Genomic DNA, 15,973 nt, shown 5'->3' with positions numbered 1-15,973 from the left:
GGTAGCGGTTAGCGAAGGAACCCGAGGAGCTTGTAGTCGTGATCGGGCGTGTATCGACGGAATAGCAGGCTGTTCGTCAGTACCGACACGCTGGAGAACGCCATCGCTGCTGCAGCGAGCACTGGCTGCAGGAGGCCGAGAGATGCTAACGGAATCATCGACGTATTGTACCCCAGCGCCCACACGAGGTTCTGCTTGATTTTCTTAAGTGTCGCGTCCGAGATACGGATCGCCTTCACCACATCGAGCGGGTCGTCGCGCATCAGCGTGACGTCCGCAGCCTCGATGGCGACGTCCGTGCCCGAGCCGATGGCTGTCCCGACGTGTGCGACCGCGAGTGCCGGCGCGTCGTTGACGCCATCTCCGACCATCATCGCCTGCCGGCCCTCGTCTTGAATACTGTCGACTGCGTTGGACTTGTCCTCTGGGAGGACCTCTGCACGGACGTTCTCCGGATCGATGCCGACCTGTTTGGCGACTGCACGGGCAGTTCGCTCGTTGTCGCCCGTAATCATCATCACGTCGACGCCGCGCTCCTGAAGGGCTGTGACAGCCTGTTTGGAGCTTTCTTTCACTGTGTCGGCGTCGGCGACCACACCCACGAGTTCGCCCTCATAGGCAACGAGCATCGCCGTTTTCCCCTCATTTTCGAGGCGTTCCATCGTCTCTTCGGCGGGAGACGGGTCGATGCCGTTGTCCCGCAGCAGCTTGCGGTTACCGACTAGTACCTCGCTGTCACCAACGACTGCTTTGATGCCGTGACCGGGGACGTTCTCGAAGTCGTCGGGCTCAGTCACGTCTAGTCCGCGTTCTTCAGCCCCTTCGACGATTGCTTGGGCAAGCGGGTGTTCGCTGCCGCTTTCGGCTATCGCCGCCAGCCGAAGCACATCATCCTCAGAGAGGCGCTCACGAGTGCTGAGCTGTCCACCATCTGGTGCCGGCTCACCTCCATCAGTCACCGCATTTCCATCGCTATCGAAGACGACCACGTCGGTGAGTTCCATCTCACCCTCGGTGAGCGTACCCGTTTTGTCGAAGACGACTGTATCGACGTCCTTGGCGCGTTCGAGGATATCACCGCCTTTGAACAGGACGCCGTTCTGCGCACCAATCGTCGTCCCAACCATCGTGGCAGCCGGGGTTGCAAGCCCGAGCGCACAGGGACAGGCGATGAGCACTGAGGACGCGAAGACAATGATCGCGAATTCGAAGACCGAAACAGTCCCGCCGACCGGCGCGGGCCCGCCAGCGACCTGCCCCCACAGCGGGAGCCAGTCGACGAAGCCAGCGAGCGCTTCGGGGAAGAGGAACCAGGCGATACTCCACAGGAGGGCGTTCGCGATGACCACGGGCACGAAGTACGCTGAGATACGATCCGCGAGGTTCTGGATATCAGGCTGGCTCGACTGTGCTTCCTTGACAGTCTGCACGATCTGCTGGAGTGCCGTATCCTCGCCGACCTTCGTCGCTTCCATGACAAGGACCCCGTTCTCGTTAATCGTCGAGCCGACAACCTCATCGCCTTCCTCTTTCTCGACAGGGACAGACTCTCCAGTGACCATCGACTCGTCAACGGCGGACTGACCATCGACAACGACACCATCTGTTGGGATTTTCTCACCTGGACGGACTTTCAACCGGTCACCCGTTGTGACATCTTCAAGCGGAACTTCTTCTTCACTGCCGTCCTCGCGGACAATAGTCGCCGTTTCGGCTTCCATTTCGAGGAGCTTCCGGAGGGCCTCGCCAGCTTGACTCTTCGACCGAGCTTCGAGGTAGTTACCCAAGGTGATGAACACAAGGATGAGGGCTGCCGTGTCGAAGTAGAGCCCACCCGCGATGAGCTCGGCAAGGACTGCCACAGAGTATAGATACGCCGTGGTCGAGCCGAGGGCGATCAGTACGTCCATGTTGGCGCGGCCGTTCTTCACCACCGCCTTATAGGAGTTCTTGTAGAACGGCCATCCGAGAAGCGCCTGCACCGGTGTTGCGAGGAGGAACTCGACCCAGCCGAGTTCCACGCCGAAGACGGTCTCGGGGACGATGGTGCCGCCGAGGAGGTAACTGTCGATGAGGAAGAACAGCAGCGGCGCCGACAACACTGCCCCAAACAGGGTCAGTCTGAGTTGCTTCCGGGTCTCGGCCTGCCGGGCAGCATCACGTGCGTCTTGGCCCGACTCTTTGTCGTCCCTATCTTCGCGGACGGGCGAGTAGCCAGCGTCCTCGATGGCATCGTACATCGCATCGAGTGACGCCTCCGCAGGGTTGTACGTGACCTGCGCTTCATCGGTGGCGTAATTGACCTCCGCGTTAATGACACCTGGTGTGCTCTCGAGAGCGGTTTCGTTGGTCTCGGCGCAGTTAGCACAGGTCATATCGGAGATGGCAACCGTCACCGTCTCCGAGACTGCGCCGTAGCCGGACTCATCGATCGCGTCATAGATTTCTTGGAGCGATACCTCGTCGGGGTCGTAGGTGACGGACCCCTCGTCGGTGGCGAAGTTCGCATCCGCCTCCGATACTCCGTCAAGGGATTCGAGAGTGTCCTGGATTGTCGCCGAGCAGTTGGCGCAGGACATCCCCGTGATGTCGAGATGAGTTGTTCGGCTTGTCATGCTCGTTCTACTATACGGGGTCTATGTTTAGGCGGTTTACTGTTGCGAGATGGTGGTTATCGACCCCAATGAAATTTGGAATCCAAAGAGCGTACTATACTCCCTCTTCGAGCCGCTGATAGCGGTCTTCAAATCGTGCGAGACAAGACGGACAACAGAAGTGATAGATCTCCCCATCGATGCGCGTCGTCTCACCTTCATTGTCGACGGTATTGTTGCATTCGGTACAGGTGAGGGCAAATTCGACGCCGTCAATTGAAGGTGTCCATTCAGTTTCGTCGATCAAGGTGACTGAATATCCCGATATCTCAAGACCATCAAAAAGGCTGTCTACCCACTGGCGGACGTTCTGTGCCTCAACACGGGCATAGAACCAGAGATCGCCTTCGGCTGTCGCAAAGACGTGTTCGATGCCATCCGATCCGCGAACTCGCGTGCGGGCCTCCTCGAGTGATCCCGGTTCGATTTCGGCTTGAATGAACACAGGAACCCCGGCCCGAAGGTGCGCCCGGTTTACGTCGATTGTGAAATTGTTGATAATATCTGCTTCCTGTAATCGTTTGACCCGGTCGGAAACAGCTGGGCCTGATAAATCAACTTCTTCCCCGATCGCACTGAATGGACGGCGGGCGTTTTCGGCCAGTAACGAGAGTATCTCCAGATCGGTTTCGTCCAGATTGCGCATACTACTGCCTCATTACGCTGGATACATTATTGTTACGCACTATAAACTTTGGAAGGTTGGGATTAGGGGTGGAGAATACATTTGCTTCTAAGTGGAAAACCACATAGAAGCACATCCTCTATCTGTAGATGGCTATGAGCCAGACCATCACCGTCGAAGGGATGACCTGTGAACACTGCGAACAGACCGTCGAAGACGCACTTGAAGATGTCAAGGGCGTTTCCGCGGCGACTGCTGATCGAAACGCCGAGTCTGCGACGATCGAGGGGTCCGCTGATTCAGATACACTCGTCAGCTCCGTCAAGGACGCTGGATACGACGCGTCTGCGTAATCCGACCACGCCACAACTGAAGGGCAGCGACACTCTGTCACAGCGGAATATACCGTTAGAACAGTCGATCGAGTACGTCTGAGACCGATTCAACCGGTGTCAGACGAACCCCCTCGATAGTTCCGCCTGAATCGGCACCGCTCGGAACGACTAATTCGGTCGCTCCGAACGCCCGAGCACTCCGGGCTTTTGCTTCGATTCCGCCAACTGGAAGCAGGTGTCCATTGTCGTCAACGATTCCAGTAATGAGTGTCTCAGACGACAACGGCTGCTGACGGAGACCAGCGATAAGTGCGACTGTGAGGCCAGCCTCCCAACTTTTCCCCTGGAGTGCAAGGGTGTCGGACTCGGGTGACACGAACGATACGTGTATGGCTATATCTGCCAACGATCGTCCGGTGAGACGAGTCGCAGTTTGCTTTGCTTCGTCAAGTGCGCGCTGGAGGTCGTGTCGAAGTTCAATCCCGTTCAGATTGACGAACAACTCACCATCGCCAGCAGCGAATTTGAAGGTGGTCTCGACGACAAGGCCAGCGCCATCTGCGTCCACCGCTGGAAGATAGTACCGAGTATCCAACGGGGTCGTCGCCCCACCTGCCAGTGTCGCCAGCGACTGGAAGCCTGTATCCATTCGAGTAAGGGTGACTGTTGCCCCGACACCGCTTATCGATCCAAGACCAACTCCAGCAAGAAACGCCCGTCGGGAGAGGACCTCCCGCTCAATACGATCAACGATGTCGCCACTAGGCCCAGATGCGGAATCGCATGTGTCGCCTTGTTCTGAGGAGCCCATGCTGGAATAGCTTATTGTGGCAGATGACAGATCCTGTGGTAACAGGTAACACGCGTATGGGTATAAGAGTGGTGTCGTCAGGGTGCCGAGGCAAAACAACTGTCACTGCGAGAAAGTCCCCATGACTATCTTGTTGGACCGCTATTGGTCGAGCGTGTCCGCTCGGTACCGGTCGCTCTTCGGGCTCGCGACTTTCAGTGCTCTAGTGACAGCCCTCGGTGTTTTAATCGCCTATCGGGTTGAACTCGTACTACTATCAGCGACAACTTCTCGACTCTGGATGTGGCTCGCTGGCTTCATCGAGGAAGCGTTCGTCAGATTGCTCCCTTTGATACTCGTCTTTTACGTCTGGAGCTACGCCCGAGATCGATTGCTCTCAAAAACTGAGGGACTCCTTGCAACTGTCGCATCTGGACTCACCGTTGGTGGGTTAGAACTGGTCCTCAAACTCGAGTATCTGTCCCGTCTCGAAAGGACCGCCCAGTTCGATTCCATACTCCTCCCCCTACTATTCGTTCATCTTCCGTTCGCGCTGCTGGCAGGACGCTTCGTTTACACACTCGGCGAGCGAATCCACGGAACCGATACCGTTGGGTTACCGTCTCTATCCCGGAGAACTCTCGGTTTACTTCTGGGGGGCTATCTCGTCCTTGGGCTGGCTCACGTCGTGTTCAATCTCCTCATCTAATAAAGAACGTAGTCGAAGTGGTAATTAGTGGTCGTCGCCGAGCGCCGTCCGAACTATCTCATTCAGCTCGGTGAGTTTCTCGCGGACGGTCTCCGGTTTATCAGCGGGCGGGTCTTCGAGCGCGACCTGTTCGTGCGGGTCCGGATCACCGACAATAACGCTCCCGAGCATGCCGAGCGACTCGTGGGGCGTACAGTAGTAGTGGTAGACACCTTCGGTCTCGAAGGTGTGCTCGAACGTCGCGCCTTCCTCCGAGCGAAGGCCACTATCCCATGATGCAGCCCCATCAGGAACGAGCTGGGGTTGGTCGTTGTCTGGATGGTAGGCCGTCGTCGAGTGGCTGCCGCTCTCATTGGTCCACGTGACCGTCCCGCCGACATTAACGCGGACGACGTGCGGTTCGAAGTGATACCCCCCGTCCTCGGTGATCATGGAGACATCAACCGAATCGCTCGGTGCACCGACAGCTTCATCGTGGCCACCTTCATCGTTGTGCCCCGATTCACCGCCGTCCTCGGTGTGGCTTCCCTCTTCAGTACTTGTGGAGGTACTGTCTGCCCCGCCGCCACTATCGTCTGTTTGCGTCCCGGTACATCCCGCGAGCCCAACGACAGCTGCACCGCCGGTCAATTGGAGCATCCGCCGACGCGTTAGTCCTGAATTAGTTGTCATAGCGTGGGTCACCTCACAGATGGACGTATGAGAGCTGTGGAAAAAGGTGGAAGACCTGTTTTGCACGCCACGCAAATCTGGCTGTTACTTACGTCTCGGCGGGAAAGCATCTGGTATTGCGAGGAATAGCTGTGTCCACGGACGACAGCGCTGACGAACTGTTGGAGCTCCTCGGAGAGGAGCGGGTTCGTCAGATTCTGGCCGCGACGAGCCGTGAACCACTCTCGGCGAAGGAATTGAGTGAAGAGTGCGACGTTGCTCTTTCGACGATTTATCGCCGAGTCGAGGATATGGTTGCCCACGACCTGCTCGTCGAACGGACACAGATGGAGGCCGACGGGAGCCATCATAGCGTCTATGAAGCGAACGTCGACCACCTCAACGTCGACGTCGAAGATGGAACCATCGCCGTGAAGATGCACGTTCGTGAGGACGCCGCACAGCGGTTCTCGCGGATCTGGAGCGACATCCGGGACACCTAATCATGCACATCGAACTCGTCATCGCAAAGCTCGTCACAGTCGGACTGGGACTGCTAATAACGTACCAAGCGTTTCGTGGGTACAGAGTCCACGGTAGCGAACCGATGCTGTACGTCGCTATCGGGTTCCTTTTCATCAGTGTCGGGTCCGTAATCGAAGGCATCCTCTTCGACGTCGTCGGGCTGTCCATCTTCGTGGCCGGGACGATTCAGACTGCTATTGTCGCGGTGGGCATGCTTATCATCCTCTACTCGTTATACGGACGAATGTCTCAACCGACAGATGGAGGGGGTGACTCATGACTAGTGGGTGGGAAGTTACGCTAATTGGAGTCCGTGTCTTTCTCCTCTTATTGGGCGTTGCGACGACAACAATCAGTTTTCGCGCCTATCGTCAGGAACAGACTCGATACTTACGTGATGCAACGATCGGCTTCGGATTCATTACACTCGGCGTCCTCATAGTGGGGTTTCTCTATCAATTTTCAGCATTAACACTCACACAGGTTCATATCGCTGAATCCGTCGCGTTGGTATGTGGATTCACTGTCCTCCTCTGGTCTTTTATTCGGTGAGTCCAGGGACATCCTCACAGAAAACTGAATCCTGATTCCCATCGAATCGGATTCGGGGGGAGATTGATATCGTTGCCTATCACATATTCAACTACTGTGACTGATCCGCTCCCATTCGATGCTGTCCGCGAACTCGACGTCGACGGGACGACGTACAAGATAGCCGATCTTCGAGCACTCGAAGAACAGGGCCTCTGTGACCTCGACACGCTCCCGGTGAGCATCCGTATCCTCCTCGAGTCGGTGCTCCGAAACGCCAACGGCGAAACCGTTACTGCGGCGGATGTCAGGAATGCTGCTGGCTGGGAGCCAGACGTACCGGACGCAGAGGTTCCGTTCTCTCCATCACGAGTCGTCCTACAGGATCTCACCGGCGTGCCCGCGGTCGTCGACCTGGCGGCCCTTCGATCCGAAGTCGACCGCAAAGACCGGGATCCTACCCTGGTCGAACCGGAGATTCCTATTGATCTCGTGATCGACCACAGCGTCCAGGTCGACTACTTCGACTCCGAGGACGCCTACGAAAAGAACGTCGAACTGGAGTACGAGCGAAACGCCGAACGGTATCGCGCGATCAAGTGGGCGCAGAACGCCTTCGAGAACTTCAACGTCGTCCCGCCGGGAACCGGTATCGTCCACCAGGTGAATCTCGAGCATCTGGGTCGGGTCGTCCACGCCCGCGAGCAAAACGGCGAGAACTGGCTCCTGCCGGACACGCTCGTCGGCACGGACAGCCACACCCCGATGATCGGTGGCATCGGTGTGGTCGGTTGGGGCGTCGGCGGCATCGAAGCGGAAGCGGCGATGCTCGGTCAACCGGTCACGATGAAACTCCCCGAGGTCGTCGGCGTCCGTCTCGAAGGCGAATTACCCGAGGGCGCGACGGCTACGGATCTCGTGCTCCACATCACCGAACGACTCCGCGAGGTCGGCGTCGTCGACCGGTTCGTGGAGTTCTTCGGTCCCGGTGTGGAGAATCTCACAGTCCCCGACCGGGCCACGATCGCCAATATGGCGCCCGAACAGGGCTCGACGATCAGTATGTTCCCGGTCGACGAGCAGACGCTCGAGTATCTCGAACTCACCGGGCGTGATCCCGACCACGTCGACCTCGTTCGCGAGTACCTCGAAGCCCAAGGGCTGTTCGGGGAACAGGAACCAGAATATACTGAGGTCGTCGAGTTCGACCTCTCGACAGTCGAACCGAGTCTGGCCGGACACAAGCGGCCACAGGACCGGATTCCGATGGGGGACGTGAAACAGAGCTTCCGGGGACTTCTCCACGGGGAGTTCGAGGACGACCTCGATGATGTCGACGAGGACGCCTTGCAGCGGTGGCTCGGTGAGGGTGGTGCAGCTGATGCGGAGACCGACGGTGGCGTTCAGGTCGAACCCGAATCGGAACTGCACCCGTTAACCAAACGTGTCGAGGTCGACCTCGACGGTGAGACGGTCGAAATCGGACACGGAGACGTCCTCGTCAGCGCCATCACGAGCTGTACGAACACGTCGAACCCGTCGGTGATGATCGCTGCTGGACTGCTCGCCCAGAACGCCGTCGAGAAAGGCCTAGACGTCCCGCCGTACGTCAAGACGAGTCTCGCACCGGGTAGCCGTGTCGTCACGCAGTATCTCGAAGAATCGGGGCTGCTTCCGTATCTCGAAGAGCTCGGGTACGCCGTCGTCGGCTACGGCTGTACCACCTGTATCGGTAACGCTGGGCCGCTTCCCGATCCCATCGAGCAGGCAATCGACGACCACGACCTCTGGACGACGAGCGTCCTCTCGGGGAACCGTAACTTCGAGGCGCGTATCCACCCGAAGGTCCGTGCGAACTATCTCGCGAGCCCGCCGCTCGTGGTTGCCTATGGGCTCGCAGGACGGATGGACATCGATCTTGAAAATGAGCCGCTGGGTACCAACGAGGAGGGTGAGCCGGTGTATCTGGCTGATATCTGGCCCGATGCAGAGGACGTGCAGGCAGCAATTCACGAGAACGTCTCTCCCGAGATGTTCGAGGAGAAGTACGCTTCCGTGTTCGAAGGCGACGAGCGATGGGCTGCTCTCGACGCGCCCAGCGGTGACGTCTACGAATGGGACGACGACTCGACGTACATCCGCGAACCGCCGTTCTTCCAGAACTTCCCGGTAGAGAAACCCGGTGTCGCCGATATCGATGACGGACGTTGTCTGCTGACGCTCGGCGATACCGTTACTACCGACCACATCAGTCCTGCTGGCCCGTTCGGGTCTGATCTCCCTGCCGGCCAGTGGCTGCTCGACCATGGCGTCGAGCCATACGAGTTCAACACCTATGGCGCGCGTCGGGGCAACCACGAGGTGATGATGCGGGGGACGTTCGCCAACGTCCGTATCGAGAACGAAATGCTCGACGATGTTGAGGGCGGCTACACGGTTCATCACCCGACTGATGAGCAGACCACCGTCTTCGAGGCCAGCCAACGCTACCGCGAGGAGGGCACCCCACTCATCGTGATGGCGGGCGAGGAGCTCGGGACAGGGTCGAGTCGTGACTGGGCAGCGAAAGGAACGGATCTACTCGGTGTCCGCGCAACCATCGGCGAGAGTTACGAGCGTATCTACCGCGACAACCTCGTCGGTATGGGTGTTCTCCCCCTACAGTTCGATGAGGGCGACTCGTGGGAATCTCTCGGGCTGGATGGGTCGGAGGTCTTCACGATCCGCGGTCTCGATGACGGTCTCGAGGTGATGGATGAGCTGACCGTTATCGCCGAGCGTGAGGACGGTTCGACTGTCGAGTTCCCAGTCACGGCACAGGTCGGAACGCCGGCTGCCGTGACATATATTGAACACGGCGGCATCCTCCACTACGTCCTTAGACAACTCCTCACTCAGTAACGACAGCGCGGTCAGTAACGGCCGTCGTCGGGCGTGAGACGGGCGCGGCGGCGGTCGAATTCCTCATCGTCGATCTCCCCACGGGCGTACCGCTCCTGGAGGACCGCGAGCGCGTTGTCTTCAGTGCTCCCGTCCGATTGTGACCGGATTGCCAGCCAGTAGACGAAATAGATGGGCAAGGCGACGAGGAGAGCCATCCACAGCAGGCCGACCAGCATCATTCCCCAGCCCCAAATACCCCACCCGGTCATATGGCCGTCATTCCATATTCCGTCGTGCCACCCCCACATCACTGCATCCGGGACAGTCGCATGCGTCAGGGCCATCCCGCCGACGACGGCCAGCGACAGTGCACCGACGACGATGAGTCCCAGGGAACGAATACCGCGTGATTGAATTGGATTTTGCATAATTGTACTCCTGAAGAGAGTTCGGCGTGGTTAGCCGAGGATGTATTCAAGTCGGGGGTAGCGCTCGACGAGCGCTTCGCCGCCGATGTCGTACTGTTCGATGTACTGATCGAGGCCCAGGATGCGGCCCGCGGCGAACGCGGCGACCGCGAGGAACACGAGCATGTACGCGAAGTCTCCGTTGATGAACCCGTGACCCATGTCCCAGTTGCCGAAGTAGAACATGAGCATCATGAGCGCACCGAAGAACGCCGCAAGGCGAACGAACGCGCCGACGAGGAGGCCGAGGCCGATGAACAGCTCGCCCCACGGGACGGCGACGTTCGCGAACTCGACGAACCATGGCGTCGACCCCATCCACGCGAACAGGCCCGCGAGGGGGTTGCCGTTGGTCGCGGCGACGTTCGACAGGTAGCCGCCGGCCCCGAACTCACCGGTGATCTTCGTGAACCCGGAATATGCGAACGCGTAGCCCATCATGAGGCGGAGCGCGAGTACGAACCACGCACTGAGGCTGTGGACCTTCCCGCCAACGGTCAGTCCGCCGATTTTGCTCTCGAGCTGATTCATGCCGGAGTCGAGTGTGGACATAGTTATTGCACCTTCAACTATCAGTACGGAGGCAGAGACGATATAACGGCGAGCCGGCGTTCTGAGTCAGAAAATCGGCGGGCTATATTACGCTCCTGTCGCGAGTAGAGACGTGTGACCGAGGAGTCCGACCCGTCGGAAATCTTCGCTACACTCGACGACGAGTACGCTCGCGACATCCTCGTGGCGACGAAGACCGACCGACTGTCTGCGAAGGAACTCAGCGATGAATGTGACATGTCACGCCCGACCGTCTCGCGCCGTGTCACCCGCCTCGTCGAGCAGGGCCTCCTCGAAGAGTATACGCACGTCGACCCCGGAGGACGGCACTACAGCGAGTACGAGGCTCGTCTCGAACGTATTGAAGTCCTCCTCCAGGCAGAGGGCTTCGATGTCCAGATCGATGTCCGGGCGGACCCCGCCGACCGGATTACGACCATCTTCGAGGAGATGCGGGGAGACTGACTTATGGAACACACGCTATTCGTCATCGGCAAACTGTTCACGACCGCGTTAGCACTGGTCATCGCATATCAGGCCTATCGCGGGTACCAACGACATCACACGCAGTTACTCCTGTACGTCGCCGCCGGCTTCGCATTGGTCGGGCTTGGCGGCCTCCTTGAAGGCGTCCTCTTCGAACTCCTCCAGGTGTCGATCTTCGAAGCAGGATTCGTCGCAGCACTCGTCACCGCAGCCGGGATGCTGTCTATCCTCTACGCCCTGTATGCCCCGAATCCATAAGGATTCAGGACGCCCATTCGACAAGCGGCCTTTGCGCGTCGTGCCCGGTTCGAAGCCGCTACTGTTCGGACTCCCCTCGTTCTCGATAGTGTAGCGTCGCAGTGGGAGTTATATCCATATCGGTCGTACCATATCGTATGATTCGAACACTCGTCGGTGTCCTCGGCGCTATCTCAGCGCTGTTCCCGGACGAAATCGTCGAGCTCTTCGAGAAACTCGCGATTTCGAATCCAGACGAGGGAACAGTGAGAGGGTGGGTCCGCCCAGCTATCCGGTCTGAGGGCGTTCTGATAGCTGCGATTTCCCTCCTCAATGGGCGAGCATACGCGTGGCTGATGAATCTTACCGGTGTGTTCGGCGCTATCGTCTTCCTGTTTCCCGATCTGTATCGAAGATTTGCCACCGCGTTCCTGTACGAGCGTCCGGAGTCGGTCGAATGGAACGAGCGATTCCGCTCGGGTATTCGGGCTATCGGCGCACTATACGTCTTTTTAGCGGCGAAGACGTATCTGGAGCGCCACAACGGTACCTGAGTCTTCCCGCATCGTCAGTTGCTGAATCTGAAATTTGGTTCGTTTCGGCTGCACGTATCACTTGGAATCTAAAGTTTGACCCCCAAGAGACCAGTATAATCGAAGGGGAAATCCGCTAAAGAGAGGGAGCCGTATGTACCTCTGTATGACGACGACCATCACCGTGGAAGGAATGTCGTGCGGTCACTGTGAGCAGACGGTCGAAGAGGCCCTCGAAGAGGTATCCGGCGTGACTGACGTGACCGTCGACAGGGAGAGCGAACAGGCGAGCGTCGATGGTGAGGCAAATGTCACAGCTCTCGTGGAGGCCGTCGAAGACGCCGGGTACACCGCTTACGCCTGAGAATCGCGCGGACCACTCCGAGACAACGGCCAACCGTTGTCTTTGAAGCTTCGCTACGCTGGTCCTGCTGTACAGTTCAGTGGGGAAGATTCAGGGGGCCAGCGGATCCACCTCTACAGAGAATATGGGCTATGGACGACCACAAAGATACAAATGAGAATCTCCCTGGAGGGGAACACCAGCAGGACGACAGCAGTCACCAGCACGAACACGGCGAGCAGGATGAATCGGACGCCGAGTCGGACGAGCAGCGGGTAGAACAGGACCTACTGGAAGAAGAGGCACACCCTGCTGCGGAGAGTGAGACAGTGCTCGACGAGCAGCACGAGCACGCTGGACACGAGGGCGAAGGACACGACCACGGTTCCCATGAGGGCCACGGTGAGGGGCATGGCGGGATGCACAAGGGCCACGAGCAGATGTTCCGCCGGCGCTTCTTCGTCTCGACGCTCCTGTCGATCCCAGTCCTGCTATACAGCGAAATGCTGCAGGAGTGGCTCGGGTTCTCCGTCCCCGCGTTCCCGGGCAGCGAGTGGATCAACCCCGTCTTCGCGGTCATCGTCTTCGCGTACGGTGGGATGCCGTTCCTCCAGATGGCGGTACCGGAGCTGAAAGATCGGTCGCCGGGGATGATGACGCTCATCTCGATGGCGATCACCGTCGCGTTCGTCTACAGCCTCGCGAGCGTGGTCTTCCCGACGCAGTCGGCGTTCTTCTGGGAGCTCGTCACGCTGATCGACATCATGCTGCTGGGCCACTGGATCGAGATGCGGTCGGTCCGGCGGGCCTCCAGCGCGCTCGACGAACTGGCGAAACTGATGCCAGACACCGCCGAGCGTATCACCGACGACGGGGAGACCGAAGAAGTTCCCGTCAGTGAGCTCTCGGAAGGCGATCTCGTGCTCGTCCGGCCGGGCGCGAGTGTCCCTGCTGACGGCACCGTCGAGGAGGGTGACTCCGACGTCAACGAGTCGATGATCACCGGCGAGTCCAAGCCCGTCTCGAAAGAGCCTGGCGACGAGGTCATCGGCGGCACCATCAACGGCGACGGCAGTCTCCGTGTTCGCGTCGGTGCGACGGGCGAGGAGACAACACTCGCGGGCATCATGCGCCTCGTCGAGGAAGCTCAACAGAGCAAGTCCAAGACGCAAGTGTTGGCCGACCGGGCGGCCGGCTGGCTGTTCTACGTCGCGCTCGGGGCGGCAGTCGTGACCGCGATTGCGTGGACGGTCGCAGTCTCGTTCGACGCGACGGTCATCGAGCGAGTCGTGACGGTGCTCGTCATCGCCTGCCCACACGCCCTCGGGCTCGCCATCCCGCTGGTCGTCGCGATCAACACCTCACTTGCAGCGCGCAACGGGATGCTCGTCCGCGACCGAATTGCGATGGAGGACGCGCGGAACTTGGATGCCATCATCTTCGACAAGACAGGGACGCTTACTGAGGGTGAACACGGCGTCGTGGATATGGCGACCGTCGACGGCGTTGACGAGGACGACGCGCTCGGGCTGGCGGCAGCCGTCGAGAGTGACTCCGAACACATGATCGCCCGAGCGATCCGTGAGGCCGCCGACGAGCGAGATGTAACTACTCCTGACGCGACAGCCTTCGAGGCGATTAAAGGCAAGGGTGTCCGGGCGAATGTCGACGGAAACGAGGTGTACGTCGGTGGCCCGAACCTGTTGGCCCAACTCGATAGCGAAATTCCCGACCATCTCCAGCACTTCGCTGACGAGGCCGGTCAGAACGCCCAGACTGTGGTGTATCTCGTTCGTGACGGAGAGCTGATCGCCGCCTTCGCGATGGCCGACGTGATCCGCGAGGAGAGTTTCCGCGTCGTCGACGCCCTCCACGATCTGGGCATCGAGGTGGCGATGCTGACTGGGGACTCCCAGGACGTCGCCAACGCTGTCGCCGACGAACTGGGCATCGACACGGTGTTCGCGGAGGTCCTACCCCAAGACAAGGACGAGAAAGTCCAGGAACTCCAGGACCAGGGCAAACTCGTGGGGATGGTCGGCGACGGCGTCAACGACGCGCCGGCGCTGACGCGAGCCGACGTCGGCATTGCGATCGGGAGTGGCACCGACGTCGCGGTCCAGTCGGCCGACGTTATTCTCGTGCAGAACAACCCGATGGACGTCGTTCGGCTGGTGAAGCTCAGTAAGGCGAGCTACCGGAAGATGCAGGAGAACATCGTCTGGGCCGCCGGCTACAACGTCTTCGCGATTCCGCTCGCAGCAGGCGTGTTGGCACCGATTGGGATTCTGCTGTCCCCCGCTGTGGGTGCACTTCTGATGTCGTTGAGTACAGTAATCGTCGCGATCAACGCTCAGCTGCTCCGCCGCGTGGACCTGTCCATCCCCGAGCTTCCAAGCGGGACACCAGCGACTGACGCACAACCTGCAGACTGAAACGCTCCCGATCGCTTCGGAGCTTCTTTCAATTGAGTTCGGTTAATGGACAGCAAATGGCGACACTGCGTGATTTCGGTGGGTATCGCTATGCGGTCACCGATTCCACAGTTATCCCGAGGGGTGCGAAGTTTGGTATACACAGACGCTTCCTCTGATGGGCGACATTGTTGCGCCAGCACTAGGTTTATACCGTTAGACGGACTTCATTCCGATATGAGCCTCGAAGAGACGGTTGACTACCTCGCCGAGGAACTCGACCTCGAGCGAAGTGAACACGTCCGTGAGGTTGGTCAGTCGGTCGCCGAGCTTCGCGACTGATCAAAACATTTCTCTGAAGTCTCGTTCGACCAGTCCGTTCTCCAGATACGTGATGAACTCTTGTTTCGTTGGTCCTTGACGGTCAAGTAGATCGTCCCGTCCTGCTCGTTCGAGAACTGCCTGCGCGAAGTCCGTACAGTGGGATTCGTGCTGCCCAGCATACTCTGTGAGGGCTTCTCGCCAGTGCATATCCAGCTCGAACTCGGCTAACCGGATTTGGATCCCATCTTTCCGTTCGACGAGGTCGACGTCCAGCTCTTCGAGTTGCTTGAAACGGAGGTTGTTCCGGCGGACAGTAATGAGCCGTTTGGAATCGACGATATAGGGATCGACCCACTCTCGCCAGGAATCGTCGTCGACGTGCGTTCGTGGCATCTCAAAATCCGGGTCCACACTCTCAATACAGAACTGCAGCATCGCGATGCCAGTTCGATGATTCGCATTCGGGAGGGAATGTCGGAGGATCAAATTCGACATCACCTCTCCAGCGACGGTCGGAAGCGGTGCTTCCCAGGAGACGTGATCGAGTGCCTGCTGGATCTTTTGTGGTTCGAACTCCTTGTAGAGCCGGAACTCATCCTCATCTCGAACATCGACCGCGGCTTCGAGCAACTCTACTAATCGGAATGCGACAACCTGCCCAGCACGGGGGAGGTCACGAATACGATCGCTCAGCCATTCCTGATCAAAGTCGATATCTTGCGCTGATTCGATCTCTGAATCGCCTTCATAGAGCACATAGACCGGAGCTTCGAAGGGGTACCCGATGAGCTTTGTCGACTCGTCGGATTGCTCTTGCTGAGACCGGATCTCTGCTACCGATGCCGAGCTATATTTGAGTGAGAAATTCTCGGCCTGTGGGTGATGATAGAAGACGAGCCGAGCCATCTCAATGC

General features: G+C 58.8%; 18 protein-coding genes. 11 read left to right on the top strand and 7 right to left on the bottom strand.

Going from position 1 to position 15,973, the window contains the following annotated elements; genetic code table 11:
• Window positions 1-8: 8 nt before the first annotated feature.
• Both ACQUSQ_RS13200 and ACQUSQ_RS13195 read right to left on the bottom strand, forming a co-directional pair.
• Complete coding sequence (locus ACQUSQ_RS13200) at window positions 9-2,615, bottom strand: heavy metal translocating P-type ATPase (protein WP_266088406.1); 2,607 nt, start codon at window positions 2,613-2,615, stop codon at window positions 9-11.
• A gap of 94 nt (window positions 2,616-2,709) precedes the next feature.
• The gene (locus ACQUSQ_RS13195; RefSeq protein ID WP_123538923.1) at window positions 2,710-3,300 is read right to left on the bottom strand and encodes an AsnC family transcriptional regulator; all 591 of its coding nucleotides are present in this window, start codon (window positions 3,298-3,300) and stop codon (window positions 2,710-2,712) included.
• Window positions 3,301-3,434: 134 nt separating this feature from the next.
• Here ACQUSQ_RS13195 and ACQUSQ_RS13190 point away from each other — a divergent pair, with 134 nt between their 5' ends.
• The gene (locus ACQUSQ_RS13190; RefSeq protein ID WP_123538924.1) at window positions 3,435-3,632 is read left to right on the top strand and encodes a heavy-metal-associated domain-containing protein; all 198 of its coding nucleotides are present in this window, start codon (window positions 3,435-3,437) and stop codon (window positions 3,630-3,632) included.
• Window positions 3,633-3,687: 55 nt separating this feature from the next.
• Here the strand turns inward: ACQUSQ_RS13190 and ACQUSQ_RS13185 are convergent, their stop codons facing one another.
• Window positions 3,688-4,425 carry a S16 family serine protease gene (locus ACQUSQ_RS13185; RefSeq protein ID WP_123538925.1) on the bottom strand — a complete coding sequence of 246 codons (738 nt, stop codon included), beginning with the start codon at window positions 4,423-4,425 and terminating at the stop codon, window positions 3,688-3,690.
• Window positions 4,426-4,546: 121 nt separating this feature from the next.
• On the opposite strand from ACQUSQ_RS13185, the gene ACQUSQ_RS13180 reads away from it, so the two are divergent.
• Window positions 4,547-5,113: a hypothetical protein gene (locus ACQUSQ_RS13180; protein ID WP_276591981.1), complete on the top strand. Its 567-nt coding sequence runs from the start codon at window positions 4,547-4,549 to the stop codon at window positions 5,111-5,113.
• Between the two features lie 24 nt (window positions 5,114-5,137).
• Here the strand turns inward: ACQUSQ_RS13180 and ACQUSQ_RS13175 are convergent, their stop codons facing one another.
• Window positions 5,138-5,752, bottom strand: a complete 615-nt coding sequence (locus tag ACQUSQ_RS13175; RefSeq protein ID WP_123538926.1) for a cupredoxin domain-containing protein — start codon at window positions 5,750-5,752, stop codon at window positions 5,138-5,140.
• 164 nt (window positions 5,753-5,916) lie between these two features.
• Here ACQUSQ_RS13175 and ACQUSQ_RS13170 point away from each other — a divergent pair, with 164 nt between their 5' ends.
• From ACQUSQ_RS13170 to acnA, 4 genes are all read left to right on the top strand, one after another.
• Window positions 5,917-6,267 (top strand): winged helix-turn-helix domain-containing protein, encoded by a 351-nt coding sequence (locus ACQUSQ_RS13170; protein ID WP_123538927.1) that lies wholly within the window; start codon window positions 5,917-5,919, stop codon window positions 6,265-6,267.
• Between the two features lie 2 nt (window positions 6,268-6,269).
• The gene (locus ACQUSQ_RS13165) at window positions 6,270-6,569 is read left to right on the top strand and encodes a DUF7521 family protein (protein ID WP_123538928.1); all 300 of its coding nucleotides are present in this window, start codon (window positions 6,270-6,272) and stop codon (window positions 6,567-6,569) included.
• The gene (locus ACQUSQ_RS13160) at window positions 6,566-6,841 is read left to right on the top strand and encodes a DUF7521 family protein (protein ID WP_435069751.1); all 276 of its coding nucleotides are present in this window, start codon (window positions 6,566-6,568) and stop codon (window positions 6,839-6,841) included. Before ACQUSQ_RS13165 ends, ACQUSQ_RS13160 begins: the two co-directional genes overlap by 4 nt.
• A gap of 96 nt (window positions 6,842-6,937) precedes the next feature.
• The gene (gene acnA, locus ACQUSQ_RS13155) at window positions 6,938-9,721 is read left to right on the top strand and encodes an aconitate hydratase AcnA (RefSeq protein WP_435069749.1); all 2,784 of its coding nucleotides are present in this window, start codon (window positions 6,938-6,940) and stop codon (window positions 9,719-9,721) included.
• Between the two features lie 11 nt (window positions 9,722-9,732).
• Here acnA and ACQUSQ_RS13150 read toward each other — a convergent pair whose 3' ends face one another.
• A complete protein-coding gene (locus ACQUSQ_RS13150) occupies window positions 9,733-10,131 on the bottom strand; it encodes an SHOCT domain-containing protein (RefSeq protein ID WP_430506192.1) in 399 nt (132 codons plus the stop codon).
• A 30-nt stretch (window positions 10,132-10,161) separates the two neighbouring features.
• A complete protein-coding gene (locus ACQUSQ_RS13145; protein WP_430506193.1) occupies window positions 10,162-10,722 on the bottom strand; it encodes a DoxX family protein in 561 nt (186 codons plus the stop codon).
• A 114-nt stretch (window positions 10,723-10,836) separates the two neighbouring features.
• Between ACQUSQ_RS13145 and ACQUSQ_RS13140 the strand changes: the two genes are divergently transcribed.
• The 5 genes from ACQUSQ_RS13140 (at window position 10,837) to ACQUSQ_RS13120 (ending at window position 14,756) form a co-directional block, all read left to right on the top strand.
• The gene (locus tag ACQUSQ_RS13140) at window positions 10,837-11,187 is read left to right on the top strand and encodes an ArsR/SmtB family transcription factor (RefSeq protein ID WP_095638028.1); all 351 of its coding nucleotides are present in this window, start codon (window positions 10,837-10,839) and stop codon (window positions 11,185-11,187) included.
• Between the two features lie 3 nt (window positions 11,188-11,190).
• Complete coding sequence (locus ACQUSQ_RS13135; RefSeq protein ID WP_004515576.1) at window positions 11,191-11,466, top strand: DUF7521 family protein; 276 nt, start codon at window positions 11,191-11,193, stop codon at window positions 11,464-11,466.
• A gap of 137 nt (window positions 11,467-11,603) precedes the next feature.
• The gene (locus ACQUSQ_RS13130; RefSeq protein WP_430506194.1) at window positions 11,604-11,999 is read left to right on the top strand and encodes a hypothetical protein; all 396 of its coding nucleotides are present in this window, start codon (window positions 11,604-11,606) and stop codon (window positions 11,997-11,999) included.
• 145 nt (window positions 12,000-12,144) lie between these two features.
• Window positions 12,145-12,342, top strand: a complete 198-nt coding sequence (locus ACQUSQ_RS13125) for a heavy-metal-associated domain-containing protein (protein ID WP_049938511.1) — start codon at window positions 12,145-12,147, stop codon at window positions 12,340-12,342.
• 131 nt (window positions 12,343-12,473) lie between these two features.
• A complete protein-coding gene (locus ACQUSQ_RS13120) occupies window positions 12,474-14,756 on the top strand; it encodes a copper-translocating P-type ATPase (protein ID WP_099254158.1) in 2,283 nt (760 codons plus the stop codon).
• Between the two features lie 321 nt (window positions 14,757-15,077).
• Here ACQUSQ_RS13120 and ACQUSQ_RS13115 read toward each other — a convergent pair whose 3' ends face one another.
• Entirely contained in the window at window positions 15,078-15,965 is an 888-nt protein-coding gene (locus ACQUSQ_RS13115; RefSeq protein ID WP_430506197.1) for a hypothetical protein, read from the bottom strand.
• Window positions 15,966-15,973 lie beyond the last annotated feature (8 nt).

The organism is Haloplanus sp. C73 (assembly GCF_051195115.1).
Taxonomy (GTDB): domain Archaea; phylum Halobacteriota; class Halobacteria; order Halobacteriales; family Haloferacaceae; genus Haloplanus.
Note: the sequence above shows the minus strand (reverse complement) of the source record. Positions and strands in the feature narration are given on the sequence as shown.